Consider the following 14,501-nt stretch of genomic DNA (forward strand, 5'->3'; position numbering starts at 1 on the left):
ATGAAGAAAATTTTAATCACAGGCGGAACAGGTTTCTTAGGTCGTGCGTTGGCACGAAAGTTCAAAGAACACTATCATGTTGTGCTTTGTGGTCGAAACAATTATCTAAACGAACGTGTTCGAAAAGTGATTGGCTGTGAAGTAATTCCCATGGATATCACCAATATGGATGCTATACGCGAGACACTTTCATTGACAAAACCCGATGTGATTATTCATGCAGCAGCGACAAAATATGTACACTTAGCTGAAAAATTTCCAAACGAATGTTTAGACATCAATATCAAAGGTTCACAAAATATTGCACGTGCAGCTATTGAGCACAATGTAAAAACCGTGATTGGAATTTCCACTGACAAAGCCAGCGTGAAAAACAATTCGTTTTACGGTTTATCCAAGCGTGTCATGGAAAAATTATTCTTATTGATGAATGACGATGCAAAGACAAAATTTGCTTGTGTACGCTTCGGAAACATTGCTTGGTCTACAGGTTCTGTATTTCCAATTTGGCAAAAAATGTTGAAAGAAAACGACAATTGCATCGAAACTACTGGCGCGCACATGCGACGTTTTATCTTTAGTTTGGATGATGCTGCAAGTTTGGTAGAAAACTGCTTGAATCATATTGAACATACCAAAGGAAAAATTCTTTGTCCAGAAATGAAAACAGTATTCATGCAAGATGCCTTGGATTGTTTTATTGAACTCAACGGCGGAAGCTACAAAAAGATTCCTGCGAGAGCTGGTGAAAGTATTGACGAAGTTATGATTGATCCGTATGAAGTAAAAGCAACTTCAAGAATTGAACTTAATGGTGAAAATTTCTACCTGATTCACAATCATATTGTAGAAAATCCGATTGAAGATTCTGTTTCAACCGACAATCAAGAATACTTGACAAAAGACAAATTACAGCAATTACTAACTTTTGAAACCGATCATATATTTTGATTAAACATGCTTTGATACTAGCTGCTGGAAGAGGATTACGCATGATGCCTCTCACAAGCAACACCTCAAAAGCAATGATTCAGTTTAATAATGCAATGTTGATTGGTAATTCGTTAAAACAACTTGTCAAACTTCATTTAGAAACCATCAGTATTACGGTTGGTTACAAAGGTGCAGAACTCGCAGAATACGCGATCAAAGAAGGCGTTCACAATATTTTCAACACCAACGGAAAAGGAAATTCTTGGTGGCTATATAATACTTTATTAAAACAATTGGATGAACCATTATTAGTTTTGACTTGTGATAATATTGTAGAGATTGATTTGGAATGGATTTCACAGCAATACCAACAGTTCAACAAACCTGCGTGTATGCTAATTCCTGTGCAACCTGTAGATGGAATTGAAGGTGATTTCATTCAACATGAAAACAACAAAATCAAGCAATTAAGCAGAACGGAAGTCAGTCCAATTTACGGTTCGGGAATTCAAATTCTCAATCCGAAGAAAATAAATGACACTACAGAAGCAGCAGAAAATTTTTATGATGTTTGGCAACAGCTTATATCACAAAAATTATTAGTTGCTTCCGAAACCTATACAAAAACCTGGTATTCTGTAAATACCAAAGCGCAATTGCATATTGCTGAAAAATTATATACAAACTCATAAAACACTTTTTCAAAAGGTTACATATAGATTAAAATGGTAATTTAGAATGTTCCATTTGATAAGAATAGAAAATAGACAGCAACAAATGAAAGAAAAACTAGCTAGCATTCTCACAGAGATTTTAGATGATACAATCACGCCAAAAGATATTCAGGAAGAAACGAATTTGACAACCGATTTAGGAATGACATCGTTGAATATGATGTATTTTATCTTGGAAATTGAAAATGTTTTTGGTGTGGAAGTCGATTTAGAAGAAGTCGATTTGGAAACATTTTTCGTCTATAAAACAGTAAAAGCATATATCGAAAAAGAGCTAGAATAACGCATGAATTCTAAAGAAACGCATACCATAAACATCCTTTCTTCCATCATTGGGTATGGAGTTTATTTTCCTGCGCTTATTATTTATGAACAACTAAAAGCGTTGAATTACAATGTAAATATTTACAGTATTGAACGTTATTTTGACGAGAAAGCAACTTCCGAATTTGAACGCACAAAAACAGCTTTTAAAAAAGATGTGCGTTTGGTGCAAATCGCTTCTCGAATTCCTGTAAAATATACCAAAAAACTAAGCTCCGAAAAGACGGAAACGTTATTTCAAGAATGGTCAGAAAACAATACTACGCACTTTTTATGCTTTTCAGGATTGTGGCTTGAAACGCTTCAAACCTATAAAAAACAACAGCCTAATTGTGTGATTGATGCATGTCGTGTAGATTCGGCTGTTTCTTCCACTTGGGAATCGTTGTTACGACACGAAAACCTGATTACAAACGATGTATCATTTTTCAACGCAGCAACCAACAAAATCAATTATGTATTGAATATTCCTGAGATTGAACCACTTCCCTATTCGGAACGAACAAACAATGTGACCATTCATGGTGGCGGTTGGGACTTGGGAGATTTTGCTTCAAAAACGGAACAATTCACGGAAGATTATCATGTCAATTTAATAGTGAATGCTATTCAAGAGCTTTCCACTGAAAATATCTCACTTCACGCGAATCAACCAAATTGGAATCCTTTGTATGATGATGGTTTTCCTCCTTTCGGGAGAATTGACGCTGCTTCAAAATTAGTTGCAAAAAACTATACAAAACATCCAGGAATTTTGACTGTTCTTTCTAAAAGTAAAGCCATTGTTAGCAAACCTGGTGGTATGACATTAATGGATTCTTTGATTTCGGAAACACCTTTACTCTTTCTAAAAACTGTGGGGAAAAACGAGAACAGCAATAAAAAACTCTGGGAAACATTACAACTCGGAATCTCGCTTGAAACATGGCAAGAAAGTGAACAGAAAGACGAATTATTACAAGAAATGCAATCGCGAATTCTTGCTATCAAAACGAAAACTCCGTGTTTTCTAAAAACCTATACAAACTTAGTCGCTAATTCAGTATCGTATGCAGCCAAAAAGTAACAAACCTTATACAAAAGAAGCCTTGCAACGCTTTAAGGAGAAGATCGATTTTACTCGAAAATGCTATGCAGAACGCATGAAAGATCCAACTTATGCTGCCGAAGTTCCGAATGAAATTGGTTTGAAATTGACGAATCGTTGCGATTTGCGTTGCACACATTGTTTTCAATGGAATGACGTTGGTTTTCACAGACATTTGGACAAGAAAGAAGTGAAAGTCCAAGGTGATTTAGACATTGATATTATCAAGAAATTACTGGAAGAAACACGTCATAAAAAGTCGCACATTTATTTATGGGGCGGCGAACCAATGATTTATACGTATTGGAACGAATTGGTTGAATTGTTGGCAAGCGATCCGCGTGATACGGTGGTGTGCACGAATGGTTTGTCCATCAAACGAAAGATAGATTCGTTGGTAAAAATCTCAGAAAAGCTAACTACGTTGGTAAGTGTGGAAGGTTTGGAAGCGCAACATGATAAACTTCGCGGAAAAGGAACATTTAAAAAAATCATGGATAATGTAGATCATTTGATTGATTTACAACAACAAGGAGTTTACAAAGGTCATATTTCGATTGCTGCCGTGTTTAGCGAAGATGTGATTCCGCATTTGTATGAATGTTGTGAATATTTTGAATCGAAAGGAATTGACACCTTGTATTTTAATTTCCCTTGGTACATTCCTGAAGATGAAGCAGAAAAGATGACGGATTTCTACGAAGAAAAGTATGATTGGTTAGAAAAACCACGCATTCGCAAGCGGACTTGGGAATCTTTTGATTTTCATATTGATATGAAATTGTATGATGATTTGTTAGCGCAGATTCACCGTATTTTAGAGAAAACGTGGAACATTCGCATTCGTTTTCAACCAGATTTGGAGTTAAGCGAAATTGAAGCCTATCTCAAAGGAAAATCGGAAGCGCCATCGTGTAAAGCGACTTGCTTAGGAATTTCCAATCGTATGGATGTAATGCCTTCTGGAAATGTGGTTTCTTGTAAAAAGTTTACAGAATTTAAAATGGGGAATTTGTATGAAAACGATATGAAGGATGTTTGGCATGGCGAAACGTTTACCAAATTCCGTGAAACACATAATAATGAATTGATGCCGATTTGTTCGAAGTGCGAGATTTTGTTTTCTAATGGGATGTAGTGTTTTAAGTATTAAATTCTTCATCTACCTCTTTTAACATTTCAGAAAGTTCTGATATTTGATTATCTAAGCTATCAAGGAAAATTTCTGCATCATCATTATTTAGAAGTAGGTTTTCACTATCCCATTCTCTAAATCTTAATAAAATATGATCAATCATTCTGAAAGACTCAGAAATACTAGCTGGTAAATTACTATTATACCTTAATGCCAATTCTTTTTTTAAATTTTGAATAGATTTTTCTACTCCAGATATTCCCCACTCTCCTTCAAAACTTCTCTCACCATCCCTAATTCCACGAGAAATTAATTGTATGTTTCTATCAGCTTCTATTATCATTTCACTAAGCTTAATATTTTTATGCTCTTCTTTTTTCATTTCTATCTTTTGTTTGATATTATTTTGTATAAATAGCAATACTTTTTCTGCAAAATCGAATTGTTTTTGTATGAAAATTTTTAAATCAACATCTACTGTTCTGAATTCAGGTGTATAACCTGCATATGTAAATTCATATTTTGTTGTAGTTCCTTTAGCTATAAAATAGAATTCAGAACTGTGTCTATTTGTTGGATGACCAGCAATATCATTACGTACTTCACGAATATTTTTATCGAAAGAAAATAGATTAAAAAAGTCATCTCGTTTTATATTTCTATTTACAATACATTTATACAGATAAAAAAGTCCATCGTGTTGAAGAAAAAATGATTGTAATAAGCCATATATTAATAAAGTACTTCTTCCTTGAATTCCATCAATATCGATATTTTCAAATTCTTCAATAGCTATTTGGCTATCTTCAACTAAATCAATTGAGGTAAATGTCTGATTATAGTTTAGTTGATCTGGTATGTTATAAAAATTGTGAAATAATGGATTATGTATTTGTCTATTTAAGTTTTTACATAATTTTATAATGTCCGTTTTCATTTTTATATTTTTCACCTTGATTTCTAACTTACTATTAAGTCATTTTAAATCTATCACATTCCTATACAAATTCAAAACAATAAGTAAGATTTTTCAATCTATTTTAAATTTTAGTAATGATTCTCAATTCACAATATTTTCCATACTTTTAAAAAGAAAGAAAAACACAAATGCTTTTATACAATTTCTTAGCAAACCGTAAACCTGATGCAATCTATCTACAAACAGATAAAGCAGCATATACGTATGCGGAATGGTTTTCGTTTGTCAATGATTTTGAAAAGCAGTTTTTAGCAAATACAAACGAGATTATTGCGTTGAAAATTAAAGATCAAGCGTTGTTAGCGTTTTGTAATTGGTCATGTATTATACATAGAAAAACATTTGTATTACTTCCGTTTGAAATAGATCGAAATCTTGAAGAGAGTTTACTTTTAGAAGCTTCATGTACTTTGGTGATTACTCCTAAAGAACATGTTTCAAGCGCTTTTACTGTGAACGATTTGACAAGTTATCGCATCAAAGAACAAACTGCAACAGCAGAGCAACCAAACCTTGCAAAGATCGGTTTTGTGTCTAGCGGAACAACAGGAATACCAAAATTAATCTGGAATACACACCAACAAATAGGCGTGAGTTTGGAAAGTATTCGCATGAATGATTGTATGCCGTATTGTAACGACCAGCACGTATTGATTAGTCCGTTTTTGACACATTCCTATGGTTTTAGTGCGTTGTTGGAATATACGCAGGGAAATAGCACGATTTACATTCCGAGTGAAGCTACGTTTGCAGGAATTTTTCGTTTGATGGCAAAGAAAGAGGTTCAATCAAAAATAACCGCAATTGAAGGTGTTCCGTATTTTTATAAACAGTTGCTCGTATTTAAAAAGAAGATTCATTTTAGCAATTTGAAACATATTAGTTTTGGTGGCGATTTTGTACACGATTCGCTGTTGAAATCACTTCGTGAAGTGTATCTTGATGTTTCATTTTCGGTTCGCTATGGAGTTTCTGAAATTCCTTCTGTAATTGGCTTGAACACATTTACACGTTTAGAAGACAATACAAATTCATATACAATACTGCCAATTTATAACATTGATATTACAGATGAAATTGTGATTCAGAATATGTATGATACAACTGAGATTGCTACAGGAGATATTGGTTTTATGGAAACAGGAAGATTATGCATTATAGATCGGAAAGCATCTTTTTTGAAAGTGAAAGGATATAAAGTTTCACCAAATCATATTGAGAAAGTGTGTTTGGATGCTGAGATGATTCAAGATGTACAGGTATTCACTAAAAATGATGCACTGATTGCACATATTATTCCGCTAGAAAATTATGATAAAGTTGCTTTGAAGAATTATCTTAGAAGTCATTTACCAACCTATGCACTTCCAGATAGCATTAAAGAAGTAAAAACTATTGAACGAACCAACACAGGAAAAATAATTAGAAAGTAATATGAGTGTACAGATATTTAATTTGTTGGGCATTTCGCGCGATTCTATTTTTGAAGAAAAGGTATCGTTTTCAAGCTATCTAACAGATTTTATTGAACAAACAGATGCATTGCATTTTTCAGGAACCTTGTTACCAGAATCGATTGAAGGTCCGATAAATCCGTGGTTTTTTGCACAAGAGTTATTGTCTAAATCTTCCAAACTTCCTTTTATTGCGATCAATCCGTGTTTTGTACATCCTTTGTATGTCGTTCGGAATTTGTACAATCTATCTACATTTTACCAACGACCTATTTACCTCAACTTTATTACTGGCGGATCTGCAGCAGATTCTTTAAAAATTAACGATTCACTTTCTAAAGAAGAAAAATACAAACGCTTGAATGAATTTATAACGATTGTACAAGAACTATTGACCGCAAATGAAGCCGAAACGTATTCCTTCAAAGGAAAGTATTATACTTTAGAAAACATTGTATTTAAAGGTTCATTACCTAAAGAATTACAACCTATGTTTCATATTGCAGGAAGTTCTGAGTTTGCACAACAGTTGATTCAGCAAAAAAATATGACACAATTAAAGATGGGCGAAAGTTTGTCAAAACTATCCTTGAATTCTTCACAAAAGATTAGTTATCATTTTGGTATTATTGCCAGAGAAACCAACGAAGAAGCTCAAGATATATTAGCAAGTTTTAGTAAAGTTGATCGGAAGCGATCTATTCTGCAACAAATCTCCATTAAACAATCGCAATCAGTTTGGAAACAAAACGTATACAACCGTTATAAGAATTCGGAAGAAGATACCGTGTATAGTTTACAACCATTTATGAATGGTTATACTGATGTTCCGTATTTGGTTGGTAGTTACGAAGAAGTTTCAAGCTATATACAAACGTATATTAAAGAAGGTGTTGAAAGTATGATTATTGAAATACCAAAGACTGGTTTCAACGAAATACAAGAGATCAATACTGTCATTAAAAAACTCTAATTCCCTACTTAAATCAGCTACATTTTAAAACAAGAAATTGCCTTTATGAATACAAACGTATTACACAAAGACAATTTTTATATATTATTTTAGTCTTTAGCTTCTTGGTGAGCTATCAACAGGAGCCATTGGGGCTTTATGGTCACAACAACTACATGTTGGATCGTCACAATCAGCTACTCTATGATTTAAATTTAAGTCTCCTTTAAATCCTCCTAATAGCGTTTCTTTTTCGTGAACTTTTAATACTTTTATTTTTTTACTTGCTTTCATAATTCTTTCATTTTAATGTAATTCACTACAATATAAGTATTATTTTCATATGTAACGAATTTTCGCTCCGTTTTTCAGAGTGAATCCCAGTTAGAAACAACTTAATTCTTAACACTTTAAGAAGGTTTTCTTCTATTATAAATTGTACAAGTAGCTACTCATTCTCTTTAATTTTGTATTCACTAAATAATCATCTAATTATTTTGTCTTGATGTTTGTCTCACCTCATCAAATAGCTGTAGCAATTCGATTTAGATTAAAGATAATTAGGCACAAAAAAAGCTCCTCAAATTGAGGAGCTTTTTATATAATACTTTTTAAATTCTTGCGTCAGCAAGAACAAATCTAAAAGCGTTCACACTGAGCGAAGTCGAAGTGAAGCGTTCTAAGGTCTAACTTCTAACAGCACGCATGTGCGGTCTAAATTAAACCTATTTCCCTTTCGCCTTTTTCTGAGCTTCCGCTTGCTCCATCATCGTTTGCATTTTCTTTTGGAAACGATTCTGCTTTTTAGGCTTCTTTTTGTTTATTTCTATCTGTGCATGAATTTTGTCTTCATCAATAATATACTTCTTGATAACTAACATGATTCCGATTGTAATTAAGTTAGATACGAAATAGTATAAACTTAATCCACTCGCGTAGTTGTTAAAGAAGAATAACATCATTAATGGAGAGAAATACATCATGTACTTCATCATTTTGCTCATGTCTGGCATTCCATCTTGCTTCGGCTGCTGCATTGAGCTCATTTGCTGACCTGTTGTCATTCTCATATAGAAGAAAATTGCAATAGAAGCCAAAATTGGAAATAAACTAATGTGATCTCCATATAATGGAATACTGAATCCTTCTGGGAATTTGTAGATGGTATCATACGATGATAAATCTTCTGCCCATAAGAAGCTTTTTTGTCTTAATTCGAACGCCGATGGGAAGAACATAAATAATGCGTAGAATACAGGAATTTGCATCAATGCAGGAATACAACCTGCCATTGGACTGACGCCTGCTTTTCCATACAACTTCATTGTTTCTTGCTGCTTCTTCATTGCATCGTCCTTGTACTTTTCGTTGATCTCAGCGATCTCTGGACGAATTACTTTCATCTTCGCTTGCGATAAGTATGACTTGTACGTGATTGGCGATAATAATAATCGCACTAAAATAGTCATCACAATAATAGCTATACCTGCTGGTAAAAATGCTCCTAGCAATCCAAACAATGGAATTAAGAAGTAACGGTTTATCCAACCAAAAATTCCCCAACCTAACGGTACAATTTCGTCTAAGTTTCTGTCATACGCTGAAAGTGTGTCATAATCTGTAGGACCATGATACATGTCCATCGCATAATTTAATTCTCCTCCTTTTAACTCTAAAGGAATTGTAGAACTGAAGTTCTTTAAGAATTTAACATCTTTCTCAGCCATTTCGCTGTCTACAATGTTTTCAGAAGTAATATCTGCTCTTCTAAAAGGTGTATCTGTTAATAAGATAGAAGTAAAGAAATGCTGCTTATACCCTAACCAAGTAACTCCTTTAGGTTTTTCCTCATCGGTCATTTGCCCTAGGTAGCTATCTTTTCCATCTTCGTATTCGTAGTGTAAATCTGTATAACGGTTTTCATACGTTACACTTTTTGCATGTCTAAAACTTTTTAGTTTCCATTCCAAGTTTACTGGCTGACTCGCATTGATGAATCCATTTAGTCCTTGCGAACGAACCGTGAAATCCATCATATAATCATCTTTCAGCTCGTATCTGTATTCTAAATATTTATCAGCTGCTACTTTCAATTTCATCGAAAGTACTTTTACACCATCAGTTTCTGTATATGTTGGTTCAAAAGCTAAGTCTTTCGTATTGATTACACGATTTTCTGATGTCGTTAAGTTTAATCCAAATGAAGCATTTCCATCTTTAACTAAGTATACAGGTTTTGCATCGTAGGTTTCAAGCTTTTCTACTTTACCATTATCCTTTTTTCCTTTGACAAGTGCTTCTACAATTTGTCCACCTTTGTTACTAATTTTTAAGGAAATTAAATCATTTTCAATCGTAGTTACACCATCTATTGAAACTTTTCCTTCGTTGAAACCAAAAGCGCCTGTATTACTTTTAGGCTTTACCACTTTCGTGGAATCAGTCAAATCTAAAGTTGTTACTTCCTGTCCTGACGTTTTAGGTGTTGTAGTTCCTGTACTGTCGGTTGCAACTTGTTCTGTTTTTGCTTTTTCAGCTTCAGCTTTAGCAGCTTCTTCTTCCGGAGTTGGCTTGACGCTGTTTAACCAAAAAACCCCTATTAAGGCTATTAGAGCAAATCCTATTAATTGTTTGTAATCAAACTTGTTTTCTTCCATTTAATCGATAATTTATGCTAATCTCACTAAAAGTGATCTATCTATTTACAATAGACTTCTTTTTTGCCTTTTTGTTACTCAAAAAGGTGTCCAATTTATGTATTTATGCCATAGTGGCATTTTGTTTTTTTTCTGTATGTACTAATGCTGCTTTTACAAATGCAACAAATAGTGGATGCGGATTGGCTACAGTACTTTTGTATTCAGGGTGATATTGCACACCGACAAACCAAGGATGTGACGGCAATTCAACAATTTCCACCAATCCAGTTTTCGGATTGAATCCTGTAGCAGTTAATCCTGCATTTTCTAATTTTTCTTTGTATTCGTTGTTAAACTCATAACGATGGCGATGACGTTCTAAAATCATTGATTTTTCGTAGATGTCATACGCTTTGCTTCCTTCTTTCAATTCACATTCCCAAGCTCCTAAACGCATCGTTCCGCCTTTGTCTGTGATTTCTTTTTGCTCTTCCATCAAATTAATCACTGGACTAGCCGTATTCGGATTCATCTCCGTAGAGTTGGCACTATCTAAACCTAATACATTTCTTGAGAATTCAATTACTGCCATTTGCATTCCTAAGCAAATTCCTAAGAAAGGCACATTGTTTTCACGAGCATATTGTACGGCACGTATCTTCCCTTCTATTCCACGGTCTCCAAATCCTGGCGCAACCAAAATTCCATCTAAGTTTTTAAACTTTTCTGCAATGGTTTTTTCTGTGATATGTTCTGAGTGAATTGATTCTACTTTTACTTTGATTTCGTTTTCTGCTCCTGCATGAATGAACGCTTCCAAAATAGATTTGTATGAATCTTGTAATTCTACATATTTTCCAATGAGTCCAATAGTGACTTCATTTTTAGGATTTTTTAGTTTGGTTAGGAATTTGTTCCAAGTTGTTAACGCTGGTGTTCCTTCGTCTACCAAGTTCAGCTTCTTCATTACCACAGCGTCCAAACGTTCTTCCAACATTAAATTTGGCACATCATAAATCGTTTTCGCATCAATCGATTGAATGACAGCTTCACGTTTTACATTGCAGAATAAAGCAAGTTTATGACGTAATTCTTCTGAGAGTTCATGTTCCGTTCTACACACCAAAACATCTGCTTTAATTCCGCTTTCCATTAAGGTTTTTACAGAATGCTGCGTTGGTTTTGTTTTTAATTCACCTGCGGCAGAAAGATATGGCACTAAGGTTAAATGAATTACCATTCCGTTGTCCTCTCCTAATTCCCACAATAATTGACGAACAGATTCGATGTACGGTAACGATTCAATATCTCCGACAGTTCCACCAATTTCTGTAATAACGATGTCGTAGTTTCCTGATTTCCCAAGAATTTGAATGCGTTCTTTTATTTCGTTTGTGATATGCGGAACTACTTGTACTGTTTTTCCTAAGAATTCACCTCTACGTTCTTTTTCTATCACACTTTGATAGATACGTCCTGTAGTTACATTATTGGCTTGCGACGTAGGAACATTTAAAAAACGTTCATAGTGTCCTAAATCCAAATCAGTTTCTGCGCCATCGTCCGTTACATAGCATTCGCCATGCTCATACGGATTTAACGTTCCAGGATCAACATTGATGTAAGGATCTAGTTTTTGAATAGTCGTTCTGTAACCTCTAGCTTGGAGTAATTTGGCTAATGAAGCCGCAATTATTCCTTTTCCCAAAGAAGAGGTAACACCGCCCGTAACAAATATGTATTTGGTGTTTGCCATTATTGTAATTGTGTGTTGTGTTGTTGTTGTATTCGGCGGCAAAAGTACAAAGAAGTATTTATAATTAATAAAGGTTGAATAACTATTTTTCAAGTGTATTCAACCTTTGTATTTTTTTCTGATAAAACTGATTATCAGCATCCTATGTTTCATAAAGTGATACCAAACTTTATAGTGATGATTTTTTAATGCTTACATTAGGCATTTGCCTCATCATTTTTATCCTCATCTTTCTTTACAAAACCTATAGCAGTACTGATTACAGTGTCTAAAATGCTGTTTTTTAAATGTCCTAATTTTATTTTGGAAACACCAGCCGCATATAGTCCTTCTAACACTACTAAATCTTTTTGACTTTCCACCAACCATTTGTAATCATCGAGTGTTAAGTTTCCTTCGGCAAGTAATGTTGTCCAACGTTCTAGTTTTTCTTTAGAAGCTTTTAAAAAGTCTTGCACATCTTTTTTTGACTCATCTTTTAAGTCGTCAAACTTTGCTCCCATGAGACTTAATAAGTTCCCTTTTAGTTCTTTCAATAAATCTTTAAAGTCCATATTGTGTATATTGTTATGTCGTTATTGTATTCCTAACATTCCTTGCAGTCTTTTTTCTGCTGCAGGATCTTTTTTTCCTTCGTATTGTAGAATTAAATCCAATGCTTCTACAGTTTGTCCCTTTGCTTCTTTGATAAAAAATGATGATAAGGTTCCTTTATCTTTCCATCGCTTTAAAAATCCTGCGATAAAATTTTTATCTGGATTTGCTATCATTTTCCACATGGCATAGCTTATTTTATTGTCTGGCTTATTTTTTTCGTACTCAACCATTTTCTCTAATTCAGCTTGAAGGTTTTCTATCGCTGCTTTTTGAGAATCGTAAGACATCGTAGCTTTGTCCATCAAGCGAGAAGCATCTACTTTTATTTCTGTTCCTTTTTGATAGGAATATTGATCAAAGGCTGCTGTGCGGAGTGAAGCACAAGAGGTGACTAATAAAAATGCTAGTGCGCTTAAATACACTGCATAAAAACGTGTTTTCATATTTGAATTGTTATGTTAGGTTAAAATAATTCGCGTTGTACTCTTTTGATCGCGTTTACATGATAGTGGATAACTTTTAATCGTCCTTCACGCGTCATTAAGATAGATTTGCATTCTTCTTCATTGTCCATAAAGAAGTTTTCGGTCAAAATGGCTGGCATTTTTGTATGTTTTAAAACATAAAAGTTTTTTTCTTTGTCTAAGTCGCCATCAGAGAAATCGGTACGCAATCGTCTGTTTGGAAATTCTCTTTTGAATTCTTCCCCAAAAACAGTGGCAATTGCATCACTTCTGGTGTTTCTAACAGAGGTAAATATTTCACTTCCGTGTCCGCCTCCAGCATTTGAATGTACACTAATGTAAAAACAGTTTCGAGAGCCGTATTTGTTAGCTCTTCGTACACGTGTTTGTAGCGTTACATCTCTGTATTCTGGTGCTAAGTTTTCATACGGAATGCCAAGTGCTGTAAGTTCTTCAATAATTCCATTGACGATGGCACGATTGAATTCGCCTTCAAATAGTTGCGTGCCATCATTCCATATAGGAGAACGTTTTCCTGGCGTTTGGTATTGTCCGTTGATTAACCCTCCATGTCCGTTGTCAAGTAATACTATCATAATATGGTATGTTTAAACAAAAAATCCCTTCAAAACATAACTTCAATAAGTACATGTTTTACTTATTGAATGTATGCAAAAGGGGAATTCTTAAAGATAGGCATTATTGAGATATTCTGAAAAGGGGAAAAACCCCTTTTCCGTAGTTTCAGGTTAAATGTTCGTTAATGTGTTATTGAAGTTGTTAGGATTTTAAGATTCGTCCTTAACAAATATTATAAAAACATTCTAGCGTGTTTACAACAGAAGCTATCAGTTTCTGAATGTTCCTCAGAAACTGATAGCTTCAATATTATTTACTAAAAAAAAGATCTTTTTGAAAGCCCAAAAAAACCTTTTAGCAGTTAACAATCTTCAGTAAAATTAGCCTGGCATATCAACCTATTAAGAGTTTCTACAGTACAAGTCTCGAAACAAGTACCTCCCATAGCTATTGATGCAACCTTGGTGACTCCATTAACTATCGTTGTAGTAACGTTTGCTCCTCCCGTTGCTGCGTTTAATGTACTAATCTTTTCTTTGTGAAAACTCAGTTTTTGAATACTTCTTTTTTTCTTCATAATGGTAATTGTTTTAGTGTTAGATAAAACTCATTGGTATTTTGAAAGAATGATAGAATTCTTGATACACAATGGATGCATCAAATATATCTGCAAAAAAAACTCAACCGTACTATTCATAAAGCTTTGTGATAAACTCTCATATAAATAGTGATGAATTAAAAGTGAGATGTGACAAAATGAGAAGTTTTTGGGATAATTTTTTTAGCAACTTTATCTATACGAAGTAGATATCACTTATGAATCTGGGTATTGGGTATTGGGTATTTGGTGTTGGGTGTTGGGTATTGG

15 protein-coding genes are annotated in these 14,501 nt (G+C 34.0%); 7 read left to right on the plus strand and 8 right to left on the minus strand.

The window, feature by feature from the left end:
* From ACRBBL_RS06960 to ACRBBL_RS06980, 5 genes are all read left to right on the plus strand, one after another.
* Positions 1 to 951: an SDR family NAD(P)-dependent oxidoreductase gene (locus ACRBBL_RS06960; protein ID WP_431368303.1), complete on the plus strand. Its 951-nt coding sequence runs from the start codon at positions 1 to 3 to the stop codon at positions 949 to 951.
* Positions 948 to 1,625 carry a nucleotidyltransferase family protein gene (locus ACRBBL_RS06965; protein WP_431368304.1) on the plus strand — a complete coding sequence of 226 codons (678 nt, stop codon included), beginning with the start codon at positions 948 to 950 and terminating at the stop codon, positions 1,623 to 1,625. The genes ACRBBL_RS06960 and ACRBBL_RS06965 overlap by 4 nt, the downstream gene beginning before the upstream one ends.
* An 85-nt stretch (positions 1,626 to 1,710) precedes the next feature.
* Positions 1,711 to 1,950, plus strand: coding sequence for an acyl carrier protein (locus tag ACRBBL_RS06970; RefSeq protein WP_431368305.1), 240 nt, complete (start codon positions 1,711 to 1,713; stop codon positions 1,948 to 1,950).
* A 3-nt stretch (positions 1,951 to 1,953) separates the two neighbouring features.
* Positions 1,954 to 3,057 carry a hypothetical protein gene (locus tag ACRBBL_RS06975; RefSeq protein ID WP_431368306.1) on the plus strand — a complete coding sequence of 368 codons (1,104 nt, stop codon included), beginning with the start codon at positions 1,954 to 1,956 and terminating at the stop codon, positions 3,055 to 3,057.
* Positions 3,041 to 4,216, plus strand: coding sequence for a radical SAM protein (locus ACRBBL_RS06980; RefSeq protein ID WP_431368307.1), 1,176 nt, complete (start codon positions 3,041 to 3,043; stop codon positions 4,214 to 4,216). Before ACRBBL_RS06975 ends, ACRBBL_RS06980 begins: the two co-directional genes overlap by 17 nt.
* Positions 4,217 to 4,220: 4 nt before the next feature.
* Here ACRBBL_RS06980 and ACRBBL_RS06985 read toward each other — a convergent pair whose 3' ends face one another.
* Positions 4,221 to 5,150, minus strand: coding sequence for a hypothetical protein (locus ACRBBL_RS06985; RefSeq protein ID WP_431368308.1), 930 nt, complete (start codon positions 5,148 to 5,150; stop codon positions 4,221 to 4,223).
* A 170-nt stretch (positions 5,151 to 5,320) separates the two neighbouring features.
* Here ACRBBL_RS06985 and ACRBBL_RS06990 point away from each other — a divergent pair, with 170 nt between their 5' ends.
* Both ACRBBL_RS06990 and ACRBBL_RS06995 read left to right on the plus strand, forming a co-directional pair.
* On the plus strand, positions 5,321 to 6,625 hold the full coding sequence (locus ACRBBL_RS06990) for an AMP-binding protein (protein ID WP_431368309.1): 1,305 nt from the start codon (positions 5,321 to 5,323) through the stop codon (positions 6,623 to 6,625).
* Between the two features lies 1 nt (position 6,626).
* Positions 6,627 to 7,619 (plus strand): LLM class flavin-dependent oxidoreductase, encoded by a 993-nt coding sequence (locus tag ACRBBL_RS06995; protein WP_431368310.1) that lies wholly within the window; start codon positions 6,627 to 6,629, stop codon positions 7,617 to 7,619.
* A 96-nt stretch (positions 7,620 to 7,715) separates the two neighbouring features.
* Here the strand turns inward: ACRBBL_RS06995 and ACRBBL_RS07000 are convergent, their stop codons facing one another.
* The 7 genes from ACRBBL_RS07000 to ACRBBL_RS07030 form a co-directional block, all read right to left on the minus strand.
* Entirely contained in the window at positions 7,716 to 7,892 is a 177-nt protein-coding gene (locus tag ACRBBL_RS07000) for a hypothetical protein (RefSeq protein ID WP_431368311.1), read from the minus strand.
* Between the two features lie 431 nt (positions 7,893 to 8,323).
* Positions 8,324 to 10,255, minus strand: coding sequence for a membrane protein insertase YidC (gene yidC / locus ACRBBL_RS07005; RefSeq protein WP_431368312.1), 1,932 nt, complete (start codon positions 10,253 to 10,255; stop codon positions 8,324 to 8,326).
* 103 nt (positions 10,256 to 10,358) lie between these two features.
* On the minus strand, positions 10,359 to 11,993 hold the full coding sequence (locus ACRBBL_RS07010; RefSeq protein ID WP_431368313.1) for a CTP synthase: 1,635 nt from the start codon (positions 11,991 to 11,993) through the stop codon (positions 10,359 to 10,361).
* Positions 11,994 to 12,190: 197 nt separating this feature from the next.
* Positions 12,191 to 12,547 (minus strand): hypothetical protein, encoded by a 357-nt coding sequence (locus ACRBBL_RS07015; protein WP_431368314.1) that lies wholly within the window; start codon positions 12,545 to 12,547, stop codon positions 12,191 to 12,193.
* Between the two features lie 21 nt (positions 12,548 to 12,568).
* Positions 12,569 to 13,033 (minus strand): hypothetical protein, encoded by a 465-nt coding sequence (locus ACRBBL_RS07020; protein WP_431368315.1) that lies wholly within the window; start codon positions 13,031 to 13,033, stop codon positions 12,569 to 12,571.
* A gap of 20 nt (positions 13,034 to 13,053) precedes the next feature.
* A complete protein-coding gene (locus ACRBBL_RS07025) occupies positions 13,054 to 13,650 on the minus strand; it encodes an N-acetylmuramoyl-L-alanine amidase (protein ID WP_431368316.1) in 597 nt (198 codons plus the stop codon).
* Between the two features lie 344 nt (positions 13,651 to 13,994).
* Entirely contained in the window at positions 13,995 to 14,210 is a 216-nt protein-coding gene (locus ACRBBL_RS07030) for a class I lanthipeptide (protein WP_431368317.1), read from the minus strand.
* Positions 14,211 to 14,501: the final 291 nt, after the last annotated feature.

It is taken from the genome of Kordia sp. (assembly GCF_050633145.1).
Classification (GTDB): Bacteria; Bacteroidota; Bacteroidia; order Flavobacteriales; family Flavobacteriaceae; genus Kordia.

Bases quoted from the DNA above. Each gene is read 5' to 3' on its own strand.
- ACRBBL_RS06975 (WP_431368306.1), top strand. From the start codon at position 1,954: ATGAATTCTAAAGAAACGCATACCATAAACATCCTTTCTTCCATCATT.
- ACRBBL_RS06990 (WP_431368309.1), top strand. From the start codon at position 5,321: ATGCTTTTATACAATTTCTTAGCAAACCGTAAACCTGATGCAATCTAT.
- ACRBBL_RS06960 (WP_431368303.1), top strand. From the start codon at position 1: ATGAAGAAAATTTTAATCACAGGCGGAACAGGTTTCTTAGGTCGTGCG.
- ACRBBL_RS06995 (WP_431368310.1), top strand. From the start codon at position 6,627: ATGAGTGTACAGATATTTAATTTGTTGGGCATTTCGCGCGATTCTATT.
- ACRBBL_RS07000 (WP_431368311.1), bottom strand. From the start codon at position 7,892: ATGAAAGCAAGTAAAAAAATAAAAGTATTAAAAGTTCACGAAAAAGAA.
- ACRBBL_RS07010 (WP_431368313.1), bottom strand. From the start codon at position 11,993: ATGGCAAACACCAAATACATATTTGTTACGGGCGGTGTTACCTCTTCT.
- ACRBBL_RS07020 (WP_431368315.1), bottom strand. From the start codon at position 13,033: ATGAAAACACGTTTTTATGCAGTGTATTTAAGCGCACTAGCATTTTTA.
- ACRBBL_RS06970 (WP_431368305.1), top strand. From the start codon at position 1,711: ATGAAAGAAAAACTAGCTAGCATTCTCACAGAGATTTTAGATGATACA.
- ACRBBL_RS06985 (WP_431368308.1), bottom strand. From the start codon at position 5,150: ATGAAAACGGACATTATAAAATTATGTAAAAACTTAAATAGACAAATA.
- yidC (WP_431368312.1), bottom strand. From the start codon at position 10,255: ATGGAAGAAAACAAGTTTGATTACAAACAATTAATAGGATTTGCTCTA.
- ACRBBL_RS07025 (WP_431368316.1), bottom strand. From the start codon at position 13,650: ATGATAGTATTACTTGACAACGGACATGGAGGGTTAATCAACGGACAA.
- ACRBBL_RS07030 (WP_431368317.1), bottom strand. From the start codon at position 14,210: ATGAAGAAAAAAAGAAGTATTCAAAAACTGAGTTTTCACAAAGAAAAG.
- ACRBBL_RS07015 (WP_431368314.1), bottom strand. From the start codon at position 12,547: ATGGACTTTAAAGATTTATTGAAAGAACTAAAAGGGAACTTATTAAGT.
- ACRBBL_RS06980 (WP_431368307.1), top strand. From the start codon at position 3,041: ATGCAGCCAAAAAGTAACAAACCTTATACAAAAGAAGCCTTGCAACGC.